Below are 22,433 nucleotides of genomic sequence, written 5' to 3' on the forward strand. Positions count from 1 at the left end.
TTGCCATGAAACAGCCTATCTTCGACTTTAAAAAAGAACTGTCGGATAACGTTCGTTCGTGTTTTTTCATCGCAGGTAAATGGTTGCCAGTGCAAGGAGTCCAGAGCCGCGTGCTGATCGACCCTTCCACCGAAGCGCCACTGTGCGATGTACCTTTGGCCAATTTTTCCGACATCGACCAAGCTGTCGCGGCAGCGCGCCAAGCGTTCGATGTGGGACCTTGGGCGCGCATGACAGGTCCGCAGCGGGCAACGCATTTGCGGCAGTTTGCAGAGGTCGTTAACGATCGCTTGCCGCTGCTCACGCGACTCTGGACCGCACAGGTCGGTGCGCCAGTGGGCTTTGCAGGACTTTTTTCCGGTTTTGGCCCAACCACGCTCGACTACTACGCGCAGTTGGCTGACACCTTCGAATTCACCCAGGTTCGCGATACGTACCAAGGCCAGGCCAGCGTTGTTCGTCATCCGGTGGGAGTCGTCGCGTTGATTGCGCCTTGGAATGCGCAGCTACCTATCCTGACTTACAAGCTGGGCGCCGCACTCGCAGCGGGGTGTACCGTGATTATCAAGTCACCGCCGGAATCACCTTTCGATGCCCTGGTGTTGGCCGAATGCGCTGAAGAAGCGGGAATTCCAGACGGCGTGATCAATGTCGTCACAGCAGATCGCGAGGAAGGCGCCTACCTTGTGGCGTCAGCCGGGGTCGACAAGGTCAGCTTTACCGGCAGCACTGCGGTAGGCAAAGACATCGCGAACGTGTGCATCCAGCGCATGGCGCGTTTCACTTTGGAGCTGGGCGGTAAATCCGCCGCCATCATGCTGGATGACGCCGACCTGCAAACGACGGTCGGGGTTCTGACCCATTTCAGCATGCCGTTTTCCGGACAGATTTGTTTCGCTCAAACCCGGCTGCTGGTACCTCGATCGCGCCATGATGAATTCGTCACCGCCTATACACAGGCGATTGCCAGCCTGACGATCGGCGACCCTTGGGACGACACGACTCACTTGGGGCCGGTGGCCAGTGCTACTCAATACAAGCATGTATTGACGTATATCCAGACCGGGTTAGAGGAAGGCGCGCGAATCGTCACGGGCGGTGCGCGGGTCGAAGGACGGGAACTGGGTTTCTTCATTCAGCCAACGGTGTTCGTTGAAGTGACGCCTGAAATGACGATTGCACGCCAGGAGATCTTTGGTCCGGTGGTGGTGATCCTCGCCTACGAAGACGATGCCCACGCTCTTCGCCTGGCCAACGACAGTGATTTCGGCCTCAGCGGGAGCGTGTTCAGCGCGTCTATCGAGCGGGCTGCCGCCTTTGCACGCCAGGTCAAGACCGGCAACGTGACCATCAATGGCCTGCAGATGGCGCCCAACGTTCCTTTTGGCGGGTTCAAGCAATCAGGCATGGGACGTGAAGGCGGTCCTGAAGGCTTGGACGCTTTTCTCGAATCCCAAGCGATTTACTTCCCCAGCGTTTGAGCCCCCCTACCGCAGGTATCTCATGAAATACGACTACATCATCGTCGGAGGGGGCAGCTCCGGCTGCGTCGCGGCAAACCGCCTTGTCGTGGACCACGGCAAGCGAGTGTTATTGCTCGAACAGGGCGCCGTGGACAAAAGCATGCTTCTGAAAATGCCAGCCGCGACGTTCAAGATGCTTTTCGAAGGAAGCCCCTACGTCAAGCAGTACGAATCCGAACCGCAGCTGCGAATGAACGGGCGCGTGGTGCGTGTGCCGCAAGGCAATGTCATGGGCGGTGGAAGCTCCGTCAATGCCATGGCCTACACCCGCGGCTCGCGCCAGGATTACGAGCGTTGGAACACGGCACTCGGACAACCGCAGTGGGGCTGGGACGTTTTGTTACCCTATTTCAAGCGTCAGGAAGGCAATCAGCGTTTCGATAACGATGCACATGGTGCCGAGGGACCACTGAAGGTCTCAGATCCCCGTTACCGGGTTGAGGCTGCCGACATTTTTGTGCGCACGATGCAGCGGGCGGGCCTGCCGTTCAGGTCCGATTTCAATGCCGGTGATCTGTACGGCGTCGGTTACCTGCAGACATCTACTTGGCGCGGGGAGCGCAGCAGCGCATCGACGGCATTCGTTAAACCGATCCTCGACAACCCATTGCTGACGGTCATCACTGGCGCTCGCGTCAACAAGATCCTGTTCGACAATGATCGAGCCGTGGGTGTCGAGTATCAGCTCAAGCAATCAGTGGACCAGGCCCATGTCAGCGGCGAAGTGCTCCTGGCCGCCGGCGCTTTCGCCACACCAAAACTGCTTATGTTGTCGGGCATCGGTCCTGCCGAGCATCTGAGCCAGCACGGTATCGACGTGCGAGTCGATTTACCGGGGGTCGGGGAGAATCTGCAAGACCACAACACCGCTTTGCTGTCGATGACCACCAACGGCGCCTATGGCTACTACGGTGAGGACAAAGGATGGCCGGCGTTACGCAACGCGCTGCGTTATTTTGCGTTTCACGACGGCCCCATTTCCTCGAACGGTGCCGAAACGATGGCCTTCGTCAACTTGCAGGATCCGCTGTTGGACCCTGACTTGCAGATCTACGGCGTCGGCGTGATGTGGCCCATGGAGAATGAAGAAAATATAACCCATGGTTTCACCCTGATGGCCAACCTGGTTAAGCCGCTGTCCCGTGGCACTGTGCGTTTACGCTCGGCTCATCCTGGTGATGATCCGCTAATCAATCCTAACTGGCTAAGCGATCCCAGCGACTGTTCGCGCCTCCTGCAAGCGCTCAAATACCTGCGTTCGATCGCTGCGACAGAACCACTGGCCAGCATTATCCGCAAAGAAATTCAGCCGGGAATCGAAGTGCAAACGGACGAGGCATTGCTGGAGTACCTCAAACGCACCACCGAGAGCAACTACCACCCCGTAGGCACCTGCAAAATGGGCGCCGATCATGACCCGATGAGCGTGCTTCACGGCGACCTGCGGGTAAGAGGTGTGACGGGGTTACGAGTCATTGATGCCTCGATGATGCCCAACATCATCAGTGCCAACACCAATGCACCGGTGATGGCCGTGGCGGACAGGGCCATCACCCTGATGATGGCCAACGAGCCGTTCTGAACGTCCATCGCTCTCGCAGGAAATCTCGAATGGGTATACGAACGAAGCGAGTTCTGGCTGCCGTGACACTGGCGCTGATGGCCGTCGCCGTATTCGGCGCATTAAGCACTGACGAGCGTTTTGCCCGGTGGGGTTTCACCGTACTGGCCATTGGATTGCTGGTGACGTCATGGCAGATAAACCAGTATCTGACGAAGCTGTTGAAGGTTTGGGAACACGCCGTCACTGTGGCTCAGACGATGGGCAACGGTGATTTCAGGCCGGAGCCTGTTGCTGCAAACCACGGCGCCGAGTGGCGTCTTGTCAGTTTGCTGCAGGATGTCCAGGTGAATTGGCGAGCGAAGTGCATGCAACGCTGTGAACAGGGTCAAACGTTGCAGGTGTCGGCCCGTTCATTGAATGATCAGGTTCTGTCGATCGCTGACAGTACCGGCGCCCAGGCGACTGGCGCTGTGACAATGGCACAGGCACTGGATTCCCTGGGTGCCGCTATCAGTCTTGTTGCCGGGCAGGCTAACAATGCGAAGAGCCTTTCGAATCAGTCGGAGCAACTGGCCCATAACGGAAGCGAGGTGATCGCCAATGTCATCGCGGGGGTCGAAGGCATCGTCCAGGCAGTCAATCAGTCTTCAACCCGGATTGTCGCCCTTGGTCATTCTTCCGAGGAAGTGCATTCGATTATTCAAGTCATCAGAGGTATCGCCGAACAGACAAACCTGTTGGCATTGAATGCTGCCATTGAAGCCGCGCGTGCAGGTAGCGCCGGTCGCGGGTTTGCCGTCGTCGCCGACGAGGTTCGTAATTTAGCGGCCAGGACTGCGCAATCCACTCAGGAAGTGACTGACATGATCGACCGCATCAGAACCCATACGACGCAGGTCGTGGACAGTATGCAGGCAGCGGTAACGCGAGCGAATGAGGGTGTCGCACTGGCAAAGGAAGCGGGACTCGCCATGGACCATATCCGCGAAGGCGCTCACCGTTCAGCCATCCTCGTCGAAGAGATTTCTCAGGAGCTGGGTAACCAGACCCAAGCCGCAGGTGAAATAGCTTCGCGGGTAGAGACGATGGCGCGGAGGTCTCGCAGCAACAATCTGTCCATCCAAAGTCTGGCGCAAGCATCACAACAACTTGAAGTGGATATTTCTTCAGTGAATTAAACAACGCCAAAGGGCGGGTTGCACTTGCTTTACGGAGCGGTTGGGTTATTCGCATGTTGATCGGGCGAGGTCTTGCGCGGCTTTTAGGATATTCATGAAGCTATTGGCTCTTCTATTACTTTGTCTTCAAGTAGTAGACCCTCCGCACGGCGCGCGTCCCCCGGAAGTCGTGATGGACCTCAGGCGTCGCCTACTTCATTCCGCGCTGAAACATAATCGTTGTTTTCCAGAACTGCATGAATTCGATGAGTCAAAGTCGGCGCGCGCTAACTAATGATGTTATCGACTTTCTGGGCCTGCTTCGCTTAATCGATTGTTTTTGGCTGAAGCCTTTTATCACGGGGCTGGTAGTGAAGTTATGTGGACGAGTTTCACCTATAGGGAAATGTGATGTTGCTCAGAAATATGAAAGTTTCGATTCGTGCCGCGCTGTGTTTTCCCGTTATTACCTCGTTGGTGATTGTCCTTGGTGTGGTTTCGCTATGGAACCTGCACGCCATCCGTACCATGGCCGCCGAGGTTGAAGAGCATTCGATGGTCCGCGTCATCGCCGCCGACCGGATCGACGCCACAGCTCTGAAACTGATGCTTGAAAGCCATCGGCTTGCCGGTCAGTCCAGCGCGGCGAGCAAGAACGCCGTTATCCAGAACATCCGGGATCTGCGTGCGACACTGCTCATACAAATACAGGGGTACGGCACGTTCGTCACTGACGACCATGGTCAGCAACTGTTCAAGTTAGTCAGTGATGGCATTCAGCGCCTAAGTCGCCTGGCGGACATCTGCATCGACTATAGCTAGCAAGATCGTAACGCCGAGAGCCTGGCTCTACTGGACGAGCACGCGGCGCTTTCCAGGCAAATGCAGCAGGCCCTGGATCAAATGATACAACTGAACATCGATGAGGCGAGTCGCTCTGGCATCGATTCGGCGCAAACGTATGACAACGGTTATAAGTTCAGCATCGCAATGATCCTTGGCGCAGTGCTGGTCACCTTGACCTTGGCTTATTTTTTTACCCGCAGCATTGTCGTACCGCTGAAATATGCGTCGTCGATCAACGACACGATTGCTCGTGGCGACCTGCGTAGCGATATTGCGATCGTAGGCAATGACGAAATTTCAAATTTGCTTAAATCGGCAAAGGCCATGCAGGACAGCTTGCGCAATACGATCCGCCTTATCGATGACTCTTCGACTCAGTTGGCATCGGCTGCCGAAGAAATGAGCGCGGTGACTGGCGAGTCCAGCCGCGGCCTGCTTCGACAGAACCAGGAAATTGAACAGGCCGTCACGGCGATGAACCAAATGGCGGTCGCGGTGGTAGACGTGGCCCGTAATGCAGCCTCCGCCTCGGTGGCGGCACGCTCGTCAGGTGCGTCGAGCCACATCGGATCAGATCGGGTGAAGCACACCATTAGCACCATTGAAAAACTGAGCACCACTGTCCAGAGCACCAACAACGATGTGCAGCATCTTGCCATACAATCTCAGGATATCAGCCAGGTACTCGAGGTCATCCGCACCATTGGGATCAGACCAACCTGCTGGCGCTCAACGCTGCAATTGAAGCGGCGCGAGCCGGAGAGCAGGGCCGCGGATTTGCGGTTGTGGCGGATGAAGTCCGGGCCCTGGCGGGCCGCACCCAGCAATCGACCGGCGAAATCGCGAAGATCATCGAGCGTATCCGCCTGGGCACCGAGCACGTTACTCATGCGATGCACGACAGCTGTCTGGAGGCTCAGGACACCCTCTTGATCGCCCACGATGCGGGTGCTGCCTGACGAAAATCACCAAAGCCATTGGCCAGATCAACGAGATGAACATGCCCATCGCCGCCAGCTCCGAAGAGCAGGCCGACGTGGCGCATGCGGTGGATCGTAACCTGACCAGTATCGCGATCTGTCCGTGCAGAGTGCCACGGGAGCGCAGCAGACCTCAGTGGCCAGTACCGAACTCTCACGACTGGCTGTGGACATGCAGGGGCTCGTAGAGCGCTTCTCGATCTGAGCTCGCAGCGGCGTCGAGTATCTGTAGTTGCCGCAGCCGGCTGCATGTTCGGGCAAAGTCGATATGTCCCCCAGCGATGAACAATGCCTGCGGGGTTGCCTCGGTCACCAGAACCAACTGGATACCGCTGTCGTAGAAAATGTCGATTAAATTGATAAAGCGCTGTTGAACGTCGATTCGCTGACGTTCAAGTGTCGGTACGGCGGTTATGGCCAACCGTTCGAAAGTGCGGTTGAGCCAGAGAAAGTCGGCACTGGAGCGTGGCAAGCGGCACAGCTCATCAAAGTCCAGCCAAGCAGTGGCTTGCTGCCGCGCCCGTAGCATCATCGGGCGATGATTCACCTCCACCACCACGTTACGCTCGGCTGACGAGTCGAGCTGCAGTCGTAGCTCAACCCAGTCATCCTGGACATCAGCAGCGACCTGAGCCAGGTCACCCCAAACGTAGCCGCCCTCGGCGTTTAGCCGGTAATCTTCGCCACCGTCCAGTTGATAAATTTCGAACCGGCGCTCGATCAGCTCGATCGTCGGCTTGAAGCGGTCCCGGTACAGCGGGTTCGGACACAGCGATTGGGGGGCATAGTTGGAAGTGGCAACCACCCCAACACCCCGATCGATCAGTTGTGCTAGAAGACGGCCAAGCAATATTGCATCGCCAATGTCATGCACGTGGAATTCATCGAAGCACAGAAATTGGGTGTCGGCTGCTATTTCGCTGGCGATGAGCATTAGCGGATCGGGCTGACCCGAGAGCTGCCTGAGACGCTCCAGGATACCCTGCAGAAAGGCGTGAATGTGCACGCGCCGCTTCGCCTCGACCGGAGCTGCGGCGAAGAAGGCGTCCATCACAAAACTCTTGCCATGCCCGACGCCACCCCACAAATAAACGCCTGCTTTCGGTACCCGTAACCATACCCGTCGTTCGCGCAGCCAATCGTCAAGCCAATGAGCGAGAAGTTTGATAGCGACGCGCTGAGAGGAGTCAGCGCGATAGCCGCGCTCCATGAACCGGGACTCGATATCCTGTGTGACTTGAGACACAAAAAATTCGCCTTCTCTTATACGTTGCACATAAATAGCTTCAACCATCAAAGAATAGCATTTCCGACTTTTTATGAAAGCCATTCAAAGCGGTATTGTAGACTGTCTATTAATTTCGAGGCTTCGGGAAAACGCTTATTCGAAGTGCTGAACCCGCGCGATAGCGTTGAGTATAAGTGTATCGCTATGTGTTTGTACCTGTGCTTTGTTGAACCCGTCAATCGATGCTGACAGGTGACGGCATTTAATGTCTGAGGATTAATGTGTACGCAAACTGGCTCAGTCCGATACTTGACAAAGTCGCTGGACAATTCGCAGCGCTCGGTTGGCGCCAATATCCACATGGATGTCAATCATAGGCACTTCACCGAACGTGCACATGTTCCGGTACTGAGGCTCGATGACCACCTTATCTTCCTCGAAGGTCATGACTGTCTGATTGATTACTTTCGCCTTAATCGCCTCATGGTCTTGTTGTGGATTAGTTGTCATATGCATCGCTCCCTTGGCGATCGGCCACGCACAACCCTTTGCAGACATTTAAGGGGCAGGCTTTAGCCGGGTCGACGCCACCCATTCGCCCCTCGACTGTCCACCGTCCACTATTGGCCGAAAGTTGCCTATCTTGGATGACCGCTTTGGGTTGATACGGGTTGATACGGGCTGATGCGTGCATGCCATTACTCTGGGCATCTTTGTGCAGCGATCCGAGCTGTTCTGGACTCGCTACGCGGAATTCGGCCAAAGACGATTTCGGCCCAGCGTAGTCAGCCAGCAGGCCCGAAAAGATCGTAATAGGCCTCTCCCCGTATTGATCGCAGGGGGCACCTGGGCGAGGTAGGGCTGAACCCCAACAGCGTGTCACGGATCCTGCGCGAGGCATTTCGACGGGGAGGAGGGGTCGACGGTGAAGGTTACAGCGCGCTTCGCTGAGCCGCGGCTTTGCCACCTGGGTCAGCCGCAACCAGTAGAGCAGCAAAGCGCTGATGGACTACGTCGGCTGGCGCGACATGCAGTCGGTGCTGCGTTATGTCGAGGCCGCCGCGCCGTTTGGCGATTGGGCGCGTTGAGCTGGCCTGGTTGGCGGAGGATAGAAGGGCTCGTTTGTCCAGCAACGCGGCATTCGCTGTGTCGCTGGCCACTTGGTTAGAAGTTAGTGCGTTGATAGCGGATCGAGTGGAAGCTCAACTCGCAGTCACCATCGAACAGTGACTCCTCCAGGGGGTTGGCTACCCCGTTGGAGGTCGGATCGAACGCTGGTCCACTGGCCTGCAAAGTTGGCGCTGCCTGTAGCTGCTCGGACAGCCCTTGGACGCGCAGGATCTGCCCTTCGCGGATGGCTTTCTTCAGCAACTTCAGCGGCTGGCGTTCCACCAGTTTGAGCAAGGCTGGTTCAATATTGCAGTACAGCGTCTGCTTGTCCCCGTCGCTTTGGGTCACGCGTCGGCTGATCAGGTGGGCACTGTGGAAGACGGTCTGTTCGATACAGTTCATCGACAGGCTCAGATCAACGCTGGTGTGGTCGGCCGACAATTCAATGCGCATGGCATAGTGCGCACCGAATGTAGTGTGCTCGTAGCGAATGAAATCCCCCTTGTACACTCGTTCCAGCACTTCCATGGCAAGGTCTGGATTGTCGGTCTGCAGGGTAAGGAGCGTTTCATTGGGCTCGGGCTTGATCTCCACCCGCAATTGGCATTCCAGGGTGAAGCGGCAGGCGGGGCTGATGAATAACAGGTCACCCCAACCGTGCAGGGGCGCGCTGATCCAGCCGGCGGCCGCCGCGCCGCCCAGCAATCCGTTGCACAGCGCCTGGTGATAGTCGGCGTAATCCCAATCCTGGTATTGGGCTGGTTTGGGCACGATCAGCATCTCGATCTGCAGCAACTGGCCACCGAGCAGAATAACTTGATAGCGGTTACTGTCTTCGTCCGGGAACTGGACGTACTGCCGACGCAACGGCGGGTGCATCACCGGTTCGGCGCGGGGCACGCCGAACACCAAGTAGGCGTGGCCCTGGTAGAGGAACGGAATGAATTCCTCCCCTTCGTCATTGTAGTGGCGTTCCTGCGACCACCCTTTCAGGCACTGGGCAAACCACCGAGCATGCTGTTGCATGCGCGCGCACTCGGGAATCAGCGGTTCCACGAAGTCTGGCAGGTCGTCCCAGTCGTCTCCACGTTGATACTGGAACAGGTAGTCTCGGCTCGCTTGATACCACGGAACGACCTCCCACATGATTTTTAGGTCGTCGCCAAAGGGCTCTGCAGTCACTGGCTCGACGGTGATCTCTGCATCAAAGTCAAATAACCGCGGCCAGAAAATCCGGGTTCCCAACAGCAGTAGATCCGCCCCGTTAACACAGACTCGACTTTGAATCACCGCCAGTGGGTCCGGCCCCATGTCGGTGGGTAGCCACTCACTTGGCGTGATGGCCTGCAACACATCCGGTAGCGCCACTGGGTTGCCCGGTACCGCGAACACTTGTCGCAGCGCTTCGCAGAGCTCTGGCAAGTTGCGGTTGGTGATGATCAGTTGGCTGACCGAGGCGGCCAACGGGCATAGGTGTTTGGCCAGATATGCTGTTGCGCTCGGGGACTGGGGCAATTCGGCCAGTTGCAGCGGACCTTGAAGATGAGGCTCCTGATCGAGTCGGGTACACAGATCCTCCCAATCGGCACAGCCATAGGGGCCGCGCGCTAAAACGTATTTGGCAGTCGTCAGGTCGATATCGAACAAATTGCGCAGGCGCTTGGCCTGCACTTTGATGGTTTCGCGGCGTGTAGTCGGTACCATAAGTTTCTCCGTTGCTCCCAAGGAGCGACATCGGAGACGCCCACCCGCCATCCCCGATGCCCGGAAGAGGCTTAGGTCAAGAGATTGCTGTGATGATCATGGTTCGATCCGGTTAGCTGCGGCCGGTGAGGCCTCAAGGGGTGGGCAGCCCGTCGACCATGTAGCGACGTGTGGCCAAACTAGCGCAAAGTGATTTGCGATGCAAACTATTGGAATCACGCGAAAAATCTTGACCGCAAATGGGCATAAGCGATTTGCAGGCCAGTTTCCCATCTGCTGAGCCTCCGCTACCTTGTTTGACGCGTTGCAAGAGTGGTGTCGAACACCGGTGGAGGGGACGCCTTGTGAGATAGGCATCTAGAAAAAGGCCAAGCGCTTTCTGGCGCTGTCACGAGCATTGAGATGGTTGGTATCACCGACCACAACTTTTCTGATAGGTCCGCTTCTGGCCAGTTTCTGCCCGTTACGACTGATCGAAATCGGCCCACGGTTGCCTGTGGTCACAGGTGAGTTCGAGTCAATGATCGTGTGTTGGGCGGTTCATTTTCGAGGCACGAAGCTATAACCTGCGAGCCTCTCATCACAGGCTCTCCAGGCTAGATATGGACATCAACCTATTCACCGAATCCATGCTGGGGCACTGGGAAACTCGCTCTGGCATATGGCAATGCGAGTATCAGTTCGGGCGATTGCTGATTTACGTTGAGCACCGCAAAGGTGAGCTGCCGCATGAGCGCCTTGTCGCTGCTCAACGGATCGTTCAGGCCGTTTGGGATGATCTACCTGAGGCGTTGGCTTTTGCCGAGCAGCGCTGCAAAACGCGGGTACCTGATTTCTGGCGGCTCTATGAACGCGATGCCCATCAGGGCTCGCCGCTGTGCGTGTTCTCGATTCGTTTCTGCCTCGACAGCCCTCATCCGTCCTATGGCGTTTCAAAGAGTCCAGAGTTCGATTGGAATCGCCTGGTGATCGAAGCGGATGAGAGAGGGGAGGAGCACGCTATTAGTCTGGCGCAGTATGAGCCGGCGGATTCGTTCTGGCTCAATATCCAGCGTTTGGGGCCACGGGATTTCAGATGCGATGATTGACGCATAGCGGGGTCTGTACACTCCATTCTTTCTATTTGGCTGTCCTGATTCTGGCCCGCGCAGAGTGGGCCACTCACGCTACTGGTGAATGGCTGCCAGTGGCGGGTGGTAGTTGCGGTGCCAATACATCATTTTGTGGCGAAAGCAGCCACTTGAGCGAGGTCCAAGGCAGGCTTTGAATACCGTATCCGTGAGGCAATAAAGACACCCATGGCACCTTCCAAAGGCGATCTCATAAGACGTGATCCACGTTGATCCTACGATGGCTGTGTATTTTGATTGGATGAATGCTCGTGACGCTGCGCCTGGAGATATCGCAGTCGTCAAAAGTGAGAGAGGAACATGCAGCCAAGGCCGCTTGAAAAGCTGATTGCAGAGCGGTATCGGGTGTAAACCCCACCATGGAAAAGCACTGCTACGCTTCGGCTATCAAGGAGATGCGCACTCATGGTCCAGATCGAAATGCTGCAAAAAATGATGGTCGCCCAGGTGCAAGCTCAACTTGCACTTGGGGCGGCAGTTGAGGAATTGGCGCTTTGGGTTGAGGCTAATGGTGGACGCCAGGCAGCGCTGAACGCGCGCGATTCACTCCGGGTGCTGGATGAGTCGTCAGCGATGATCGGCGAGTGTCTGGCGGGCGTTGTCAAAACCACGTGAGTCATGCGTGGTTCGAATTTTCGCGCAGCCGCGTCCTCATGTCGCTTTCGACCCATTGCAGTCATTCGCTGCGGTCGGGTCATTCTACGAACAATGGTCACCGACGATTCGAGTTGCAATAACTGACGCAGTACTATCGTTGATCCATCAACCATTGCCGAACAGTCGCCAGGGCGGAAGGGGATTTCGCTTTGCGGGGCCAGAGCAAGTAATACCCAGCGTCGGTATGCAGTTCAGATTCAAACAGTCGGGTCAGCCGACCGGCATCAATGTCTGCCTGGACGAAGAAGTCATTGGCCAAGGCAAGCCCTTGGCCGGCGATTGCGGTCTCGATCGCCAGTGAGGTCTGGTTGAAACGCAGATTTTTCGGTGCAGCCTGCACCGGGTGTTCAAAAGTCTGCGCGATAAATTGCGGCCAAAGGTTGTGGGCGTCATGCAATAGCGGGTAGCGCTGTAATTGGTCAAAGTCGCGTGGCATCCCGATTGATTCAATCAACGCGGGGCTGCCGACCGCCACGATTCGTTGCTCCAGCAGCATCTCGCTATTGAGACCAGGGCCGAAGGGGGGACTACCGTAACGTATGGCGATATCGACGCCGTCAGTCTGAAAGTGCGACAGGCGTTCAGTGGCCAGTACGCGTAGATCAATGTCCGAATGCAACTGGGTGAACGATGCCAGCTTCGGAATCAGCCATTTCGAAGCGAAGGTGGGTGTCACGCTGACGGTCAGGTGCGCAGGCTCAGGGCGAAGCGTCTGGGTGGCTTCGGAAATCAATTCCAGAGCATGGCGGATGCTCACACTGTAGCGCTGACCAGCATCGGTCAGCATTAACCCACGGGGCAATCGCTCAAATAACTTCAGCCCCAGATTTGCCTCCAAGCCACGGACCTGCTGAGCAACGGCTGCCTGAGTGACTCCCAGCTCCTCGGCGGTCAGCCGGAAGTTCAGATGGCGGGCGGCAACCTCGAATACACGTAAGGCATTGAGGGGCGGCAGGGGACGGGTATTATTGGACATGATGATAGAAATTCTACTGGCTAGAAGAAGAAGTACTGCATCGGTAGTGCGGTCACGGCACTGTTAGTCTGAGCAACAGGCTATTCAAGTTAACAGGAAAGTTAGCGAACAGAAGCCCAGCCGATAGAAATTAAATCGCACGATCACAGGGCCAGTGTCATGAAGAAAACTTCTTTTGTCCTATTTTTGCTGCTTGGCCTGGTATGGGGCAGCAACTTCATTTTCGTCAAATGGGCGGGCCACAGCATCTCACCGGTGCAAATCACGTTGCTGCGTGTGCTTTTCGGTTTCCTGCCAGTCCTCGCCTTCGCGCTGTACAAGGGCGCATTACGTTGGGCGCATTGGCGCCATGGGCCTCATTTCGTGGTCATGTCCTTGCTGGCGACCGCTGTCTATTACTACGCCTTCGCCAAAGGTACTGTTTTGTTGCCCTCGGGCATTGCCGGTATGCTCGGTGGGGCTATTCCGCTGTTCACGTTCCTGTGTGCCTGGCTATTTCTGCGTAGCGAGCCACTCAATGGGCTGAAGGTGCTGGGCATTGTGCTCGGTTTCATGGGGGTTCTGCTCATTGCGCAGCCATGGTCGGCTGAAGGCGTAATCAATCCGAGCGGAATCGCTTACATGATGATCGGTTCGCTCAGCGTGGGTTGTTCGTTCGTTTATGCTCGACGGTTTATCAGCCCGCTCGGCTTGCCAGCGGTGGCATTGACGACTTACCAGATCGGTCTGGCGTTATTCTTTTTGCTGTTGGTTACGCCACTTGAAGGCATCACCCAGGTATTCGACGACACCCGGGCGTGGGTTGGCCTGGTCTTCGGCTTGGGATTGCTGGGTACCGGTTTTGCCTATATCGCCTATTACCGCATCGTTGAAACGCTCGGCGCTGTGGCTGCGTCGGCCGTCAGCTATATCCCGCCGGTGGTCGCGCTGCTCATCGGGATCGCGATTGGTGAGCCGATTTCCATGAGCGCAGGCTTCGCCATCGCGACCATTCTCGCGGGAGTGGCCTGCGTACAATTCTCCAACCGGCCACAATCCAGAATGGCAACTGTTCAACACAGTCGGTGATCGATCAAATGAGTGGTTGGGAAGCCGTCAGTAAAGGTAGATGTCAGGAGCTGACGGCTCTCTGCTGAGAGGTATCTTTTGGCCGGTTTCTGCCCGTTACGACTGATCGAAATCGGCCCACGCTTGCCTGTGGTTAGCGAATCGGCTGCTGCCCCAGCGAGCCATCGTTTTCATGGATTTTATGGCGGATGTTTTTGCTGCATTCCATGAGCGCCCTAAATAACCTCCTAGCCCACGCCCAGGGTGCGAACGGAGAACCATCAGTATGTCGGCCCCTTGGGCGAAAATCGCTGCACACTCACCATTCTTGCGTCCCGCTGAACCCCGAGTGGGGCATGCGCCGGGAGATGATGAGTCGTAGCTTCACCACGCGACTGGATCAGTTGTGGAAGGTGTCGTGCTGCTGAGTTTTGGGCCTCTCGGATGTAGCACCCTAGGTATGTTCTGGCGCATCGAAAGCTAGCCCGGCACCGTAGCGTTTCCGGACCTTCAGGGACACGTAAGGGGGCCGATACGTTGAGAGAATGAGCCCTCTCATAGAGCCCTGACACTTCTTAAACCCGAAGCAAGGATCGAACTGCCAATGCAGGATACTCACCGCTTGAATCAGACTACCGCCCCGTCCAGCACTGAACCCCAAACGCCAGACCATGCTGCAACCATGAGGGCGCTCTGCATACTGGCTCTTGTATCTTTCGTATTGGTTGTTGTTGGAGGTGCGGCAACTCAGTCCAGCACACCACACCCAACTCTGTTTGTCTTGGCGCTCACATCGTCGATATTCATTGGTTTTTATATTTTAATGAGCTTGCTTGAAATGAAGCTTGATAAGAAATTAATGCATCTTAAGTCGAATTTTTTGATCTGGGCTGCGGTTTTTGGTGGGTTGGGTTTTTTTGCTAAAATCGACGCTCAGGTCGAAATTAATCAAATTTTTCATGTCGATCCATCGTTACTGCCTATGACACTGACTGCGGCGACATTTATTCACGCCTTGGTTGATCTTAAGCCAATTTTCTATGTGATTTCTGGAGCGTCGTTCATTTTTTTCGTTATTTCCTGTGAGGCACATCGCAAGAGTAAGCGAGCGCTCAGTCATTCTATCTGCCACTTGGCGAACTGTGTGGTTTTTCTCAATATTTCCATTCTGGTCACCGAAGTCATGGCGTCAGAGGAGCGGCGTGGTGAAGTGCTCTATCGTTTTGCGCATCTAGCTGACTTCAGTACTTTTTCACCTTGCAAAAACATCAGCCCCGAAGAATTTGATGTGCTCTACCTCGATGGCAACAGAAAGCGCGTGCTCATCGCTCCGAAAGTCAGCGACAGTGAGAGTATTGAGCCAACTAAATATCCACTGTTGAAATATGTTCCGGTGCCGAAGGTATTCCAAAAGCGAGAGTGTGACTACTTAAATTCTCCGGAGTGAGCTGTTTTTTAAGTAAGCAAAGCGTTTAGCTTGCTCGGGGATACGGCCTTACGCAATGAGTGCATTGCTTGCTGATGTATGATGAGCGTCTTTGGGAACAGTGGCTATAATAGGTGTGCGCATTGCAGCTTTATCGCTGGGTTTCCGTATAATGGAGTGTTTCGATGTCGTATAGAAGAGTCGTCATATACCCATTTGTTCAGTACAAAGATTGGACGGTTCTCAGGGATAACTGGGCGAGAAGTCGGTATGAAAAAATACAAAAAAATCCTGACCGAGAAGATTTGCTGGATTATGAATTTTTCACATTTGATGAAACCTCTAAGAAGAAACTAAATACAAAAATAAAAACACTGCTTAGTTCTGATGCTGTTATATACATAATTGGTCACTGCGCACCTGGCAGCAGAGTGCTAAGCCGCAGAGGGGATAAGGGATCAACCATTGATGCATTCGATCTTGCGCGTGAGTTAGCAAGACTCGGCTTGAACAAAAATTATGCAGGGAAGATTAAGATATATGCTTGCAATTCCGCAGTTTCAGAGCTGAAAAAATATCCATTTGCTTTTTGGTTTGCTGGCTGTATGAAAGCATTAGAATATCTAAATTGTGAGATAAGTGGGTACACAAATACACTTTCAAATGGCTATCTTGGTGAACACAAGATGGCCGCGGACGACGCATTACTTGCAAAAATAGAGCGGTTAGCGGAGTCCAATGAACTAGAGGGTGCGTCCATTGATGGTCATGCGGTTAAAGACTCGCGCGCAAAAAATGCTCGGCAGGTAATTGGTGTTCCGTCTCAAGTTGTTGATCGCATTAAAGAGTATTTAAAGTAGTTAAAATACGCTGAAGGTGGTGCCTTGGCTAAGGCTCGATCGAGCAGTTCCAAGGGGGGCACCGATAAAAAGCCCCGTTCACTGGAGCGAGCGGGGTTTAAAATAGCCAAGTCGATTCGACTTTAGTTGGCTAGGTTCTGCACGAAAATTGATGCCGTAATTAGGTCTGGCGGACGAGGCATGGATCTTATCTCGAAAGTCAGTTTTCGCAGAACGCTGACTGGCCGGTCAAGTGCACCGAGAAACGGGTGCAATGAAGTAATCTTTCAGATCGCTGCATTACCTGGGTATTCATGAAAAAAACTGGGGTGTCCACCCATTTACAATCGGATTAAACCCAGATCACCTTCGATTTCGATCTGTGTTCCATAGGGCGCGGACAGGCGTTGCAAGCGGCTCAATATCCGCAGGGCATCTGGTCCATAGGCCAGACGGGGCAAACCTCGATCCGCGTCGCGTTCGTTTTGCCAATGCATTTCCACCGGCTGCAGGACCACTTCGCGCAAGACACCCTGTGCGTTGAATCGATTGACCGCGATCACACTTTCGTACCATATCTGCTCCTTGAACACTCCATGCACGCGACGATGTTCCATAAACTCAGCTTCGGTCAGGGTGCCGGGCTCGACTCGCTCCTTTTCGTACTCGTCGCGAGTGATCGGGAACTGCTGGTTTTCCATGAAGAAGAAGTTTCCCACGGAGTAATAGATAGGCTTGCCCCTGTAGATTTCGATCCCTCGTAGTTGATGTGGGCCGTGTCCGATCACAGCGTCGGCACCATGATCGATAGCCTGACGGGCAACAATTGGCATGAAATCCGGAGGCGTTTCGCAGTAATTGCCCGGTTCGTGTGTGTGCAGCGAAAATACCGAGAAGTCAGAAGTCTGCTTGGCCTGACGAATGCTCCGCAGGATGCGGCGTAGGTCTCGTTCGTCTGGTGTGAAAGAGAACGCCACTTCGTGGTCCGGGTTGAGGTGCGCCCGATACTTGGTGTCGAACAGTGTTACGACCTGATGGCGGGCGTCAGCAGCGAGTACCGAGCGGCGCATCATGCCCTTGGGCAGAGCGTCACGCAGTTCTGCAAGTTGTTGCAGGCGCTTCTGGGAGACCATCACGAATCGAGTGGTCCGCAGCGCATTCAAGCCAGGGCGCCCCTGAATTTGACCGAGCGGGTCGATTGCACGCGCATCCGCTTCGAAGCGTGAAGCCGCAGCCACCAACGATACACGTCCGGCTGCAGTAGTCAGTATCGCTGGGGCGCTGGCCTGGGCCAGATTTTCACCCGTGCCTGCCTGGACGATGCCGGCACGACGAAACAGTTCGTCAGTGCTACGCATACCTTGCACCCCCCAATCGGTGCTGTGATTGTTGGCTCGACTGACCATATTGAAACCCATTTGTTTCAAGTCCTCGGCCACGGCCGGGGTACTGATCAGCCAGGAGCCGCCTGACAGCGCCGAAGGGCAGCCCCCGTACTGCTGAAGGTCTATGGCGGTGCCTTCGAAGTTGCCGAACGTCACGTCTGCGTTTTGCAGGACCGCCAACAGATCAGGGGTGCGCTGGCGCATGCGAGCGTGGATGGAGTCGGAAATGATCAGGTCTCCCACCGCCGCCAGCGTAAATCCCTCATTGACGTTGGCCGAAGACCAGGAGGGTGACAGCTCGCTGGGTGCTGGCGGCGTGTATGGGTTCTCCACCGAAGGCTTATCCATGGGTGTGTACCTCACCTGAGGGAATGGCATCCCAGCAGGCGCGCGCAAGGCGTCCCAGTGTCGAGAACGCCGATGCATAGCCAGGTAAGCCATCGGGCATCACCAGAGGAACCTGGTCGGTGTAGCCAGTGAAAATGAACAACGGAACACCGTCGCGGAATACGATTCCACCGTCCATGCGGCCACGCTTGCCTGTCCCGCCCTTGTGCGCGACTTTTGCGTCTGCGGGCAACAGCGAGGCCATCTTGGTTCTCAGTTTTTGCCAACTGAGCACTTCGATGGCGAAGGCGCATTGTTCCTGACTACAACCCAGTTGCCGTGAGACAGCTGCGTTTTTTGAGCCCCGCAAGATGAGCTCGTACATCCGTCCCTGATCACATGCCGTGGTGGTGGTGACCTCTTCGAGCGCGTGGTCCAAGGGCAGGTCCGGGTGAGGGATAGTATTGCGATGATGGGTGTTGTTCAGGCCTACCTGTTGGCAGAAATCATTGACCTCGCCCAGGCTGATGCGCTCCAGAACCATGCGGGTGCAAACGTTGTCACTCATGATGATCATTTGTACGAGGGCGTCGCGCAATGTAATGCTGAAACCCGGTGTTAGGTACTTGAAGGTCCCTGAAACCACTCCTTCGCGCAGGCGCTCCTCATAGAAAATGGGCTCATCCAGATTCAGGCGGTCTTGTTGAACCGCTCGCAGCACCGCCATCAGGATTGAGGTTTTTCGCGTACTGCCGGACGCAAAGGACGTTTCGCCGTTGCGCTGCAGGATTTCTCCAGTTAGCAGGTTTTTTACGTACCATGCTGTGGTGTAGGGTTGTTCGTCGCAGATGAGCCGCAAGCGGTGAGCCAGTTCATTCATGTCATCTCCAAACGTCGGGTGATTGGCGAGCGAAGGCGCGCCCATCACGCCAGCGCGATAGCTATGTTGTTTGGTAAGTCGGTTCGGTAGCCGCCCAGGCGGCGTTGCTCAGTCGGTCGTCAGTGCTTCAAGTTGCTCCAGCGGCAGCACCCTGAGGCTGATGCGCGAAGGGTGATGGCGGGACAGGTGCACGGTGTTGGTAGCCACCTGCTTGAGCCGGGCCTGACCCTCGGGCTCGCCGCTGTTCGGATTGACGTCGAAATGGGGGAAGTTGCTGCTGGCGATGTCCAAGCGCAAGCGGTGGCCCACCCTGAATCGGTTGCAGGTGGCGAAGGGTTCGATGCGGATAGCGAAGCGCTCACCCGGCACTAGCAGCTTGGCGTCGGCCCAGCTTTCCCGATAACGGCAACGGAAGATGCCGTCGGTGATGTTCATGGCATACCCCTGGGGGTAATCGGCACTGGGTGGGTAGACATCTACCAGTTTGGCGGTGAAGTCAGTGTCCATGGCGTCGCTGTGCACCCACAACTCGACGTGTATCGCCCCGGCGACGATCAGATCCTGTTCCAGAGGTTCGGTTTGGAACGTCAGCACGTCGGGCCGTGCGGCCAATGGTAACTGATCGCCACGGCTGGCGAAGAATCCTGGGAGCTCGCGTTGGTCGAATGCACCGCCAAAAAAAACCGGTGCGCCGGACGTGAGGGCGCCGCCGATGGTGGGTACTGGGTGGTTCGGGTCGGCCCGGTAGCTGAGGCAGGCATCATTGTTCGTTGGTCTCGACGGGCTTAGCCTCTGCTGAACGTCCAGGTACAGATTCAGTTCGCGACTGCCGGGCAATGGCCATTGATGACTGCCCAACCATTGGCCGCCGTGCTCCAGGCGGCCCTCGAGGTTTCGTGCGCCGCTGCCGCCGCCCATTAGGAATACGCGCACGGTATCGGTTGGCTGCGACGCTGTACCCGGTTTGAGCCAGCGCTCGAACCAGTGTAGACGGCAGGTCAGCCAGTCGCGGTCGACCTGGCCGTCGAACGCCGCTGCCGGGCCGAACTCCACGTCGCCGCTGTGGGTCACGTTGCGGTCGCCGTGGAGCCAGGGGCCCATGATCAAATGCTGCGGGCTGGCTTTCTCGTGACTTAGCGCCGTCTGATTGCTCAATGTCGAACCGACGTAGGCGTCGTACCAGCTGGACATGTGCAGGATCGGAATGTCCGGCAAGGTCGCGTAATGGCGCTCGGCGTTGAGGCCGGTTTGCTCCCAATAGGCATCGAACCGGCCGTGGCCCCATTGTTCGAACAAGTAGTCCTCGTATTCCGGGACGTGGCGCAGCGGTGAGTGCCCTGGAAACCAGGGCATTCGCCCGAACCAATCACGAATGTTCTCCTGTTCCAGCGCCAGTCGCAGCTGCGGATTGGCCTGGGCCGCCGGGCTTTGCAGTGCCTGTTTATAGGCCCAGGTTGCCTGTTTGAGTTCGAACGCGCCGCCTTGACGGATACCACAGTGGTAGGCGCTGGAAAAACCACCAGAATCCAGAACCATAGTCATCAGACCCGGTGGGTTCAGGCAGGCCATCGCCATCTGTGTATGTGCGGCGTACGACAACCCCATGCTGCCGATGCGGCCATTGCTCCAGGGTTGTTCGACGATCCAGCGCAACGTGTCGAAACCGTCTTCACCCTCGCCGATGTATTTTACGAAGATGCCTTCGGACTCGTAGCGCCCGCGACAGTCCTGAAACACTGTGACGAACCCCCTGGCTGCGAAGTTGGCGGCCATTGCTTCACGCGATAGCAAATGCCCATCCAGGCTCAGCTCGGAGCGTGATGCACTGGCTTTGTCGTAGGGCGTGCGTTCGATGATCACTGGCAGTGGCCCAGGCCTGTCGGCGGGCAGATAGATATCGGTGGCGAGCCTTGTACCATCGCGCATGGGAACGTATTGATTGCGCAGTACTGTCAGCTCCACAGAGCCACGATCCAGAGAAGTGTTCATGTGTTAGTGCCTTTTTCAAGGCTGCTCGGCATCACGCCGCGCAGCGGAGGATCAGTAGCCTGTTGCCACGGCGAAGGAGAGCAACAGCAGGGCGATTACGAAATAAACCAGGAACAACGGCAGAATGAAGCGAGCCCAATGCGTCCAGCCCACCTGGGCTGTGGCCAGCAGTACCAACAGACCGCTGGAGGTCGGGGTGATCATGTTGCTCAGGCCGTGTCCCAGCAAAAAGGCATACACCGTGGTTTGCGGTGTGACACCGGTCAGTTGCCCGAGGGGACCGAAGATTGGCATGGTGATCGCGGCCTGGCCCGATGTGGACGGGATCAGCACATCCAGGCCCAGTTGCGAGAACAGCATCCCGTAGGCTGACACCACCGGGCCATGCCCCTGGGTCATGTTGGCGAGAGCGTTGACGATGGAGTCCAGGATCAGCCCGGTGGACAGGATGATTTCCACCGCCGTCGCCAGCCCGATCAATACTGCAGCCATCAGCACCTTTTTCATGCCCTCGACAAAGGCCTCGGTCGCAACGCTGGCATTCATGCCCATGATCACCGCGAACACCACGCTCAAGCCAATGTAGTAGGCGCTCAGTTCCGGGAACTTCCAGTCCCAGGTGTGAGTGGCGTAGACGAGGAAGGCAATGCCCAGCATGAGGGCGAGGAGGGTGGTCAGTAGTCGTGCTGGCAAGGCGATTCGGTCAAAACTGATCTGTGCCTTTGAGTCGAAGCCAGTACGACTGATGCACAGCAGCACGAAGGCGACGCCGACGATCAGGAAAATGATGTACGTCATGACGCGCATGCCCATGCCGCTGAAAATCGGTACACCAACAATCGGCTGTGCCACGGCCAGTGCCACTGGGTTGGAGATAGATGACAGGTAACCGATCTTCACCGAAATGACCACGATGGCCAGGCCTATGATACTGGGCAAGCCCAGCCGGTTTGCCATCGCGACCATCAGCGGGACCATCAGTACGTATTCCTTGGACATGCCGACGAAGGTACTGCCCAGGGAGAAAATCAGCATCAGCAGCGGTATCAGGATGTACACATTGCCTCGGCTAAGACCCAGCATCCGGGTCAGGCCGGCGTCGATCACGCCGGCCTTGTTCAGCACTCCGAACATGCCGCCGATGAAGAGCACCATGAAGATCAGACCCGTCTGCTTGGCCAGGCCTTGGGGGATCGCCAGGAAACCCTCGGCGATGGAAACCGGGCGAACCTCGTTGGGGCTGCGTGTTTGCATGTTGAACAGATGGGACGCCGAGCGATCTTTTTCCAGTTGGGTGTAAGACCCGGATACCACCAGGGCGCCATTGCGCTTGAATTGCCCGGAGTCGATGACATAGGTCATGGATACCGCCAGCAGAACAATGATCAACAAAATGACTGATGGATTGATCTGTTTTTTGCTTGAACGGGTGTCGGTCGGTGCGTGCGTGACATCTTCAATGGATAACGACGTCGTTTTCAGTAAGCTTTTCATGTGGGGGTACTCTGTCTTTCGCAGACGTATGTGTCGTGTTGTTATTTATCAGAACCAATGTTCTGTGCGATCGGCAGAAGTGATGAGCATGCAGCGTATTCAAATACAAAGCAGTGACGGGTCGATAGTTGCTTTTTTGCTTCAGGACGTGAGTTGCGCATGGGGGTTCCA

At 56.0% G+C, this 22,433-nt stretch carries 17 protein-coding genes and 2 pseudogenes; 11 read left to right on the forward strand and 8 right to left on the reverse strand.

The annotated features are described in order from the left end of the window. The first annotated feature begins 5 nt into the window (after positions 1 to 5). From AC07T0_RS29780 to AC07T0_RS29800, 5 genes and pseudogenes are all read left to right on the forward strand, one after another. Positions 6 to 1,481 (forward strand): aldehyde dehydrogenase, encoded by a 1,476-nt coding sequence (locus tag AC07T0_RS29780; protein WP_495004541.1) that lies wholly within the window; start codon positions 6 to 8, stop codon positions 1,479 to 1,481. 22 nt (positions 1,482 to 1,503) lie between these two features. Then, positions 1,504 to 3,105 carry a GMC family oxidoreductase gene (locus tag AC07T0_RS29785; protein ID WP_495004542.1) on the forward strand — a complete coding sequence of 534 codons (1,602 nt, stop codon included), beginning with the start codon at positions 1,504 to 1,506 and terminating at the stop codon, positions 3,103 to 3,105. Positions 3,106 to 3,563: 458 nt separating this feature from the next. Continuing rightward, the gene (locus AC07T0_RS29790) at positions 3,564 to 4,265 is read left to right on the forward strand and encodes a methyl-accepting chemotaxis protein (RefSeq protein ID WP_495004565.1); all 702 of its coding nucleotides are present in this window, start codon (positions 3,564 to 3,566) and stop codon (positions 4,263 to 4,265) included. A 390-nt stretch (positions 4,266 to 4,655) separates the two neighbouring features. Beyond that, positions 4,656 to 5,066 (forward strand): MCP four helix bundle domain-containing protein, encoded by a 411-nt coding sequence (locus tag AC07T0_RS29795; RefSeq protein WP_495004543.1) that lies wholly within the window; start codon positions 4,656 to 4,658, stop codon positions 5,064 to 5,066. 168 nt (positions 5,067 to 5,234) lie between these two features. Beyond that, positions 5,235 to 6,020, forward strand: a pseudogene (locus AC07T0_RS29800) (methyl-accepting chemotaxis protein); the annotation flags it as partial. 204 nt (positions 6,021 to 6,224) lie between these two features. On the opposite strand, the gene zapE reads toward AC07T0_RS29800, so the two are convergent. The 3 genes from zapE to AC07T0_RS29815 all read right to left on the reverse strand — a co-directional run bounded on the left by zapE (position 6,225) and on the right by AC07T0_RS29815 (position 10,079). Continuing rightward, positions 6,225 to 7,364: a cell division protein ZapE gene (zapE, locus tag AC07T0_RS29805; RefSeq protein ID WP_495004544.1), complete on the reverse strand. Its 1,140-nt coding sequence runs from the start codon at positions 7,362 to 7,364 to the stop codon at positions 6,225 to 6,227. Positions 7,365 to 7,595: 231 nt separating this feature from the next. Continuing rightward, complete coding sequence (locus AC07T0_RS29810) at positions 7,596 to 7,808, reverse strand: hypothetical protein (RefSeq protein WP_495004545.1); 213 nt, start codon at positions 7,806 to 7,808, stop codon at positions 7,596 to 7,598. Between the two features lie 654 nt (positions 7,809 to 8,462). Further along, on the reverse strand, positions 8,463 to 10,079 hold the full coding sequence (locus tag AC07T0_RS29815) for a hypothetical protein (protein WP_495004546.1): 1,617 nt from the start codon (positions 10,077 to 10,079) through the stop codon (positions 8,463 to 8,465). 635 nt (positions 10,080 to 10,714) lie between these two features. On the opposite strand from AC07T0_RS29815, the gene AC07T0_RS29820 reads away from it, so the two are divergent. Both AC07T0_RS29820 and AC07T0_RS29825 read left to right on the forward strand, forming a co-directional pair. Continuing rightward, positions 10,715 to 11,200: a hypothetical protein gene (locus tag AC07T0_RS29820; protein WP_495004547.1), complete on the forward strand. Its 486-nt coding sequence runs from the start codon at positions 10,715 to 10,717 to the stop codon at positions 11,198 to 11,200. A gap of 447 nt (positions 11,201 to 11,647) precedes the next feature. After that, positions 11,648 to 11,857 (forward strand): hypothetical protein, encoded by a 210-nt coding sequence (locus AC07T0_RS29825; protein ID WP_495004548.1) that lies wholly within the window; start codon positions 11,648 to 11,650, stop codon positions 11,855 to 11,857. 133 nt (positions 11,858 to 11,990) lie between these two features. Here AC07T0_RS29825 and AC07T0_RS29830 read toward each other — a convergent pair whose 3' ends face one another. Continuing rightward, positions 11,991 to 12,875, reverse strand: coding sequence for a LysR substrate-binding domain-containing protein (locus AC07T0_RS29830; protein ID WP_495004549.1), 885 nt, complete (start codon positions 12,873 to 12,875; stop codon positions 11,991 to 11,993). Between the two features lie 159 nt (positions 12,876 to 13,034). On the opposite strand from AC07T0_RS29830, the gene AC07T0_RS29835 reads away from it, so the two are divergent. The 4 genes and pseudogenes from AC07T0_RS29835 (at position 13,035) to AC07T0_RS29850 (ending at position 16,208) form a co-directional block, all read left to right on the forward strand. After that, positions 13,035 to 13,943: a DMT family transporter gene (locus tag AC07T0_RS29835; protein WP_495004550.1), complete on the forward strand. Its 909-nt coding sequence runs from the start codon at positions 13,035 to 13,037 to the stop codon at positions 13,941 to 13,943. Between the two features lie 311 nt (positions 13,944 to 14,254). Then, a pseudogene (locus AC07T0_RS29840) lies at positions 14,255 to 14,350 on the forward strand (DUF4113 domain-containing protein); the annotation flags it as partial. A gap of 194 nt (positions 14,351 to 14,544) precedes the next feature. After that, positions 14,545 to 15,369 carry a hypothetical protein gene (locus tag AC07T0_RS29845; protein WP_495004551.1) on the forward strand — a complete coding sequence of 275 codons (825 nt, stop codon included), beginning with the start codon at positions 14,545 to 14,547 and terminating at the stop codon, positions 15,367 to 15,369. A gap of 164 nt (positions 15,370 to 15,533) precedes the next feature. Continuing rightward, the gene (locus AC07T0_RS29850) at positions 15,534 to 16,208 is read left to right on the forward strand and encodes a hypothetical protein (RefSeq protein WP_495004552.1); all 675 of its coding nucleotides are present in this window, start codon (positions 15,534 to 15,536) and stop codon (positions 16,206 to 16,208) included. Positions 16,209 to 16,528: 320 nt separating this feature from the next. On the opposite strand, the gene AC07T0_RS29855 is transcribed toward AC07T0_RS29850, so the two are convergent. From AC07T0_RS29855 to AC07T0_RS29870, 4 genes are all read right to left on the reverse strand, one after another. Then, on the reverse strand, positions 16,529 to 17,920 hold the full coding sequence (locus tag AC07T0_RS29855; protein ID WP_495004553.1) for a CapA family protein: 1,392 nt from the start codon (positions 17,918 to 17,920) through the stop codon (positions 16,529 to 16,531). Next, on the reverse strand, positions 17,913 to 18,779 hold the full coding sequence (locus AC07T0_RS29860) for a serine hydrolase (RefSeq protein WP_495004554.1): 867 nt from the start codon (positions 18,777 to 18,779) through the stop codon (positions 17,913 to 17,915). Before AC07T0_RS29860 ends, AC07T0_RS29855 begins: the two co-directional genes overlap by 8 nt. Positions 18,780 to 18,887: 108 nt before the next feature. Beyond that, positions 18,888 to 20,735 (reverse strand): CocE/NonD family hydrolase, encoded by a 1,848-nt coding sequence (locus AC07T0_RS29865; RefSeq protein WP_495004566.1) that lies wholly within the window; start codon positions 20,733 to 20,735, stop codon positions 18,888 to 18,890. Positions 20,736 to 20,819: 84 nt separating this feature from the next. Then, entirely contained in the window at positions 20,820 to 22,262 is a 1,443-nt protein-coding gene (locus AC07T0_RS29870) for a YfcC family protein (protein ID WP_495004555.1), read from the reverse strand. Positions 22,263 to 22,433 lie beyond the last annotated feature (171 nt).

The sequence above is a fragment of the Pseudomonas sp. GW821-FHT04D07 genome, assembly GCF_059420225.1.

What these genes read in the sequence shown, in the direction of transcription:
- AC07T0_RS29780 (WP_495004541.1), top strand. Translation starts at nt 6, where the DNA reads ATGAAACAGCCTATCTTCGACTTTAAAAAAGAACTGTCGGATAACGTT.
- AC07T0_RS29785 (WP_495004542.1), top strand. Translation starts at nt 1,504, where the DNA reads ATGAAATACGACTACATCATCGTCGGAGGGGGCAGCTCCGGCTGCGTC.
- AC07T0_RS29790 (WP_495004565.1), top strand. Translation starts at nt 3,564, where the DNA reads ATGGCACAGGCACTGGATTCCCTGGGTGCCGCTATCAGTCTTGTTGCC.
- AC07T0_RS29795 (WP_495004543.1), top strand. Translation starts at nt 4,656, where the DNA reads ATGTTGCTCAGAAATATGAAAGTTTCGATTCGTGCCGCGCTGTGTTTT.
- zapE (WP_495004544.1), bottom strand. Translation starts at nt 7,364, where the DNA reads ATGGTTGAAGCTATTTATGTGCAACGTATAAGAGAAGGCGAATTTTTT.
- AC07T0_RS29810 (WP_495004545.1), bottom strand. Translation starts at nt 7,808, where the DNA reads ATGACAACTAATCCACAACAAGACCATGAGGCGATTAAGGCGAAAGTA.
- AC07T0_RS29820 (WP_495004547.1), top strand. Translation starts at nt 10,715, where the DNA reads ATGGACATCAACCTATTCACCGAATCCATGCTGGGGCACTGGGAAACT.
- AC07T0_RS29825 (WP_495004548.1), top strand. Translation starts at nt 11,648, where the DNA reads ATGGTCCAGATCGAAATGCTGCAAAAAATGATGGTCGCCCAGGTGCAA.
- AC07T0_RS29830 (WP_495004549.1), bottom strand. Translation starts at nt 12,875, where the DNA reads ATGTCCAATAATACCCGTCCCCTGCCGCCCCTCAATGCCTTACGTGTA.
- AC07T0_RS29835 (WP_495004550.1), top strand. Translation starts at nt 13,035, where the DNA reads ATGAAGAAAACTTCTTTTGTCCTATTTTTGCTGCTTGGCCTGGTATGG.
- AC07T0_RS29850 (WP_495004552.1), top strand. Translation starts at nt 15,534, where the DNA reads ATGTCGTATAGAAGAGTCGTCATATACCCATTTGTTCAGTACAAAGAT.
- AC07T0_RS29855 (WP_495004553.1), bottom strand. Translation starts at nt 17,920, where the DNA reads ATGGATAAGCCTTCGGTGGAGAACCCATACACGCCGCCAGCACCCAGC.
- AC07T0_RS29860 (WP_495004554.1), bottom strand. Translation starts at nt 18,779, where the DNA reads ATGAATGAACTGGCTCACCGCTTGCGGCTCATCTGCGACGAACAACCC.
- AC07T0_RS29870 (WP_495004555.1), bottom strand. Translation starts at nt 22,262, where the DNA reads ATGAAAAGCTTACTGAAAACGACGTCGTTATCCATTGAAGATGTCACG.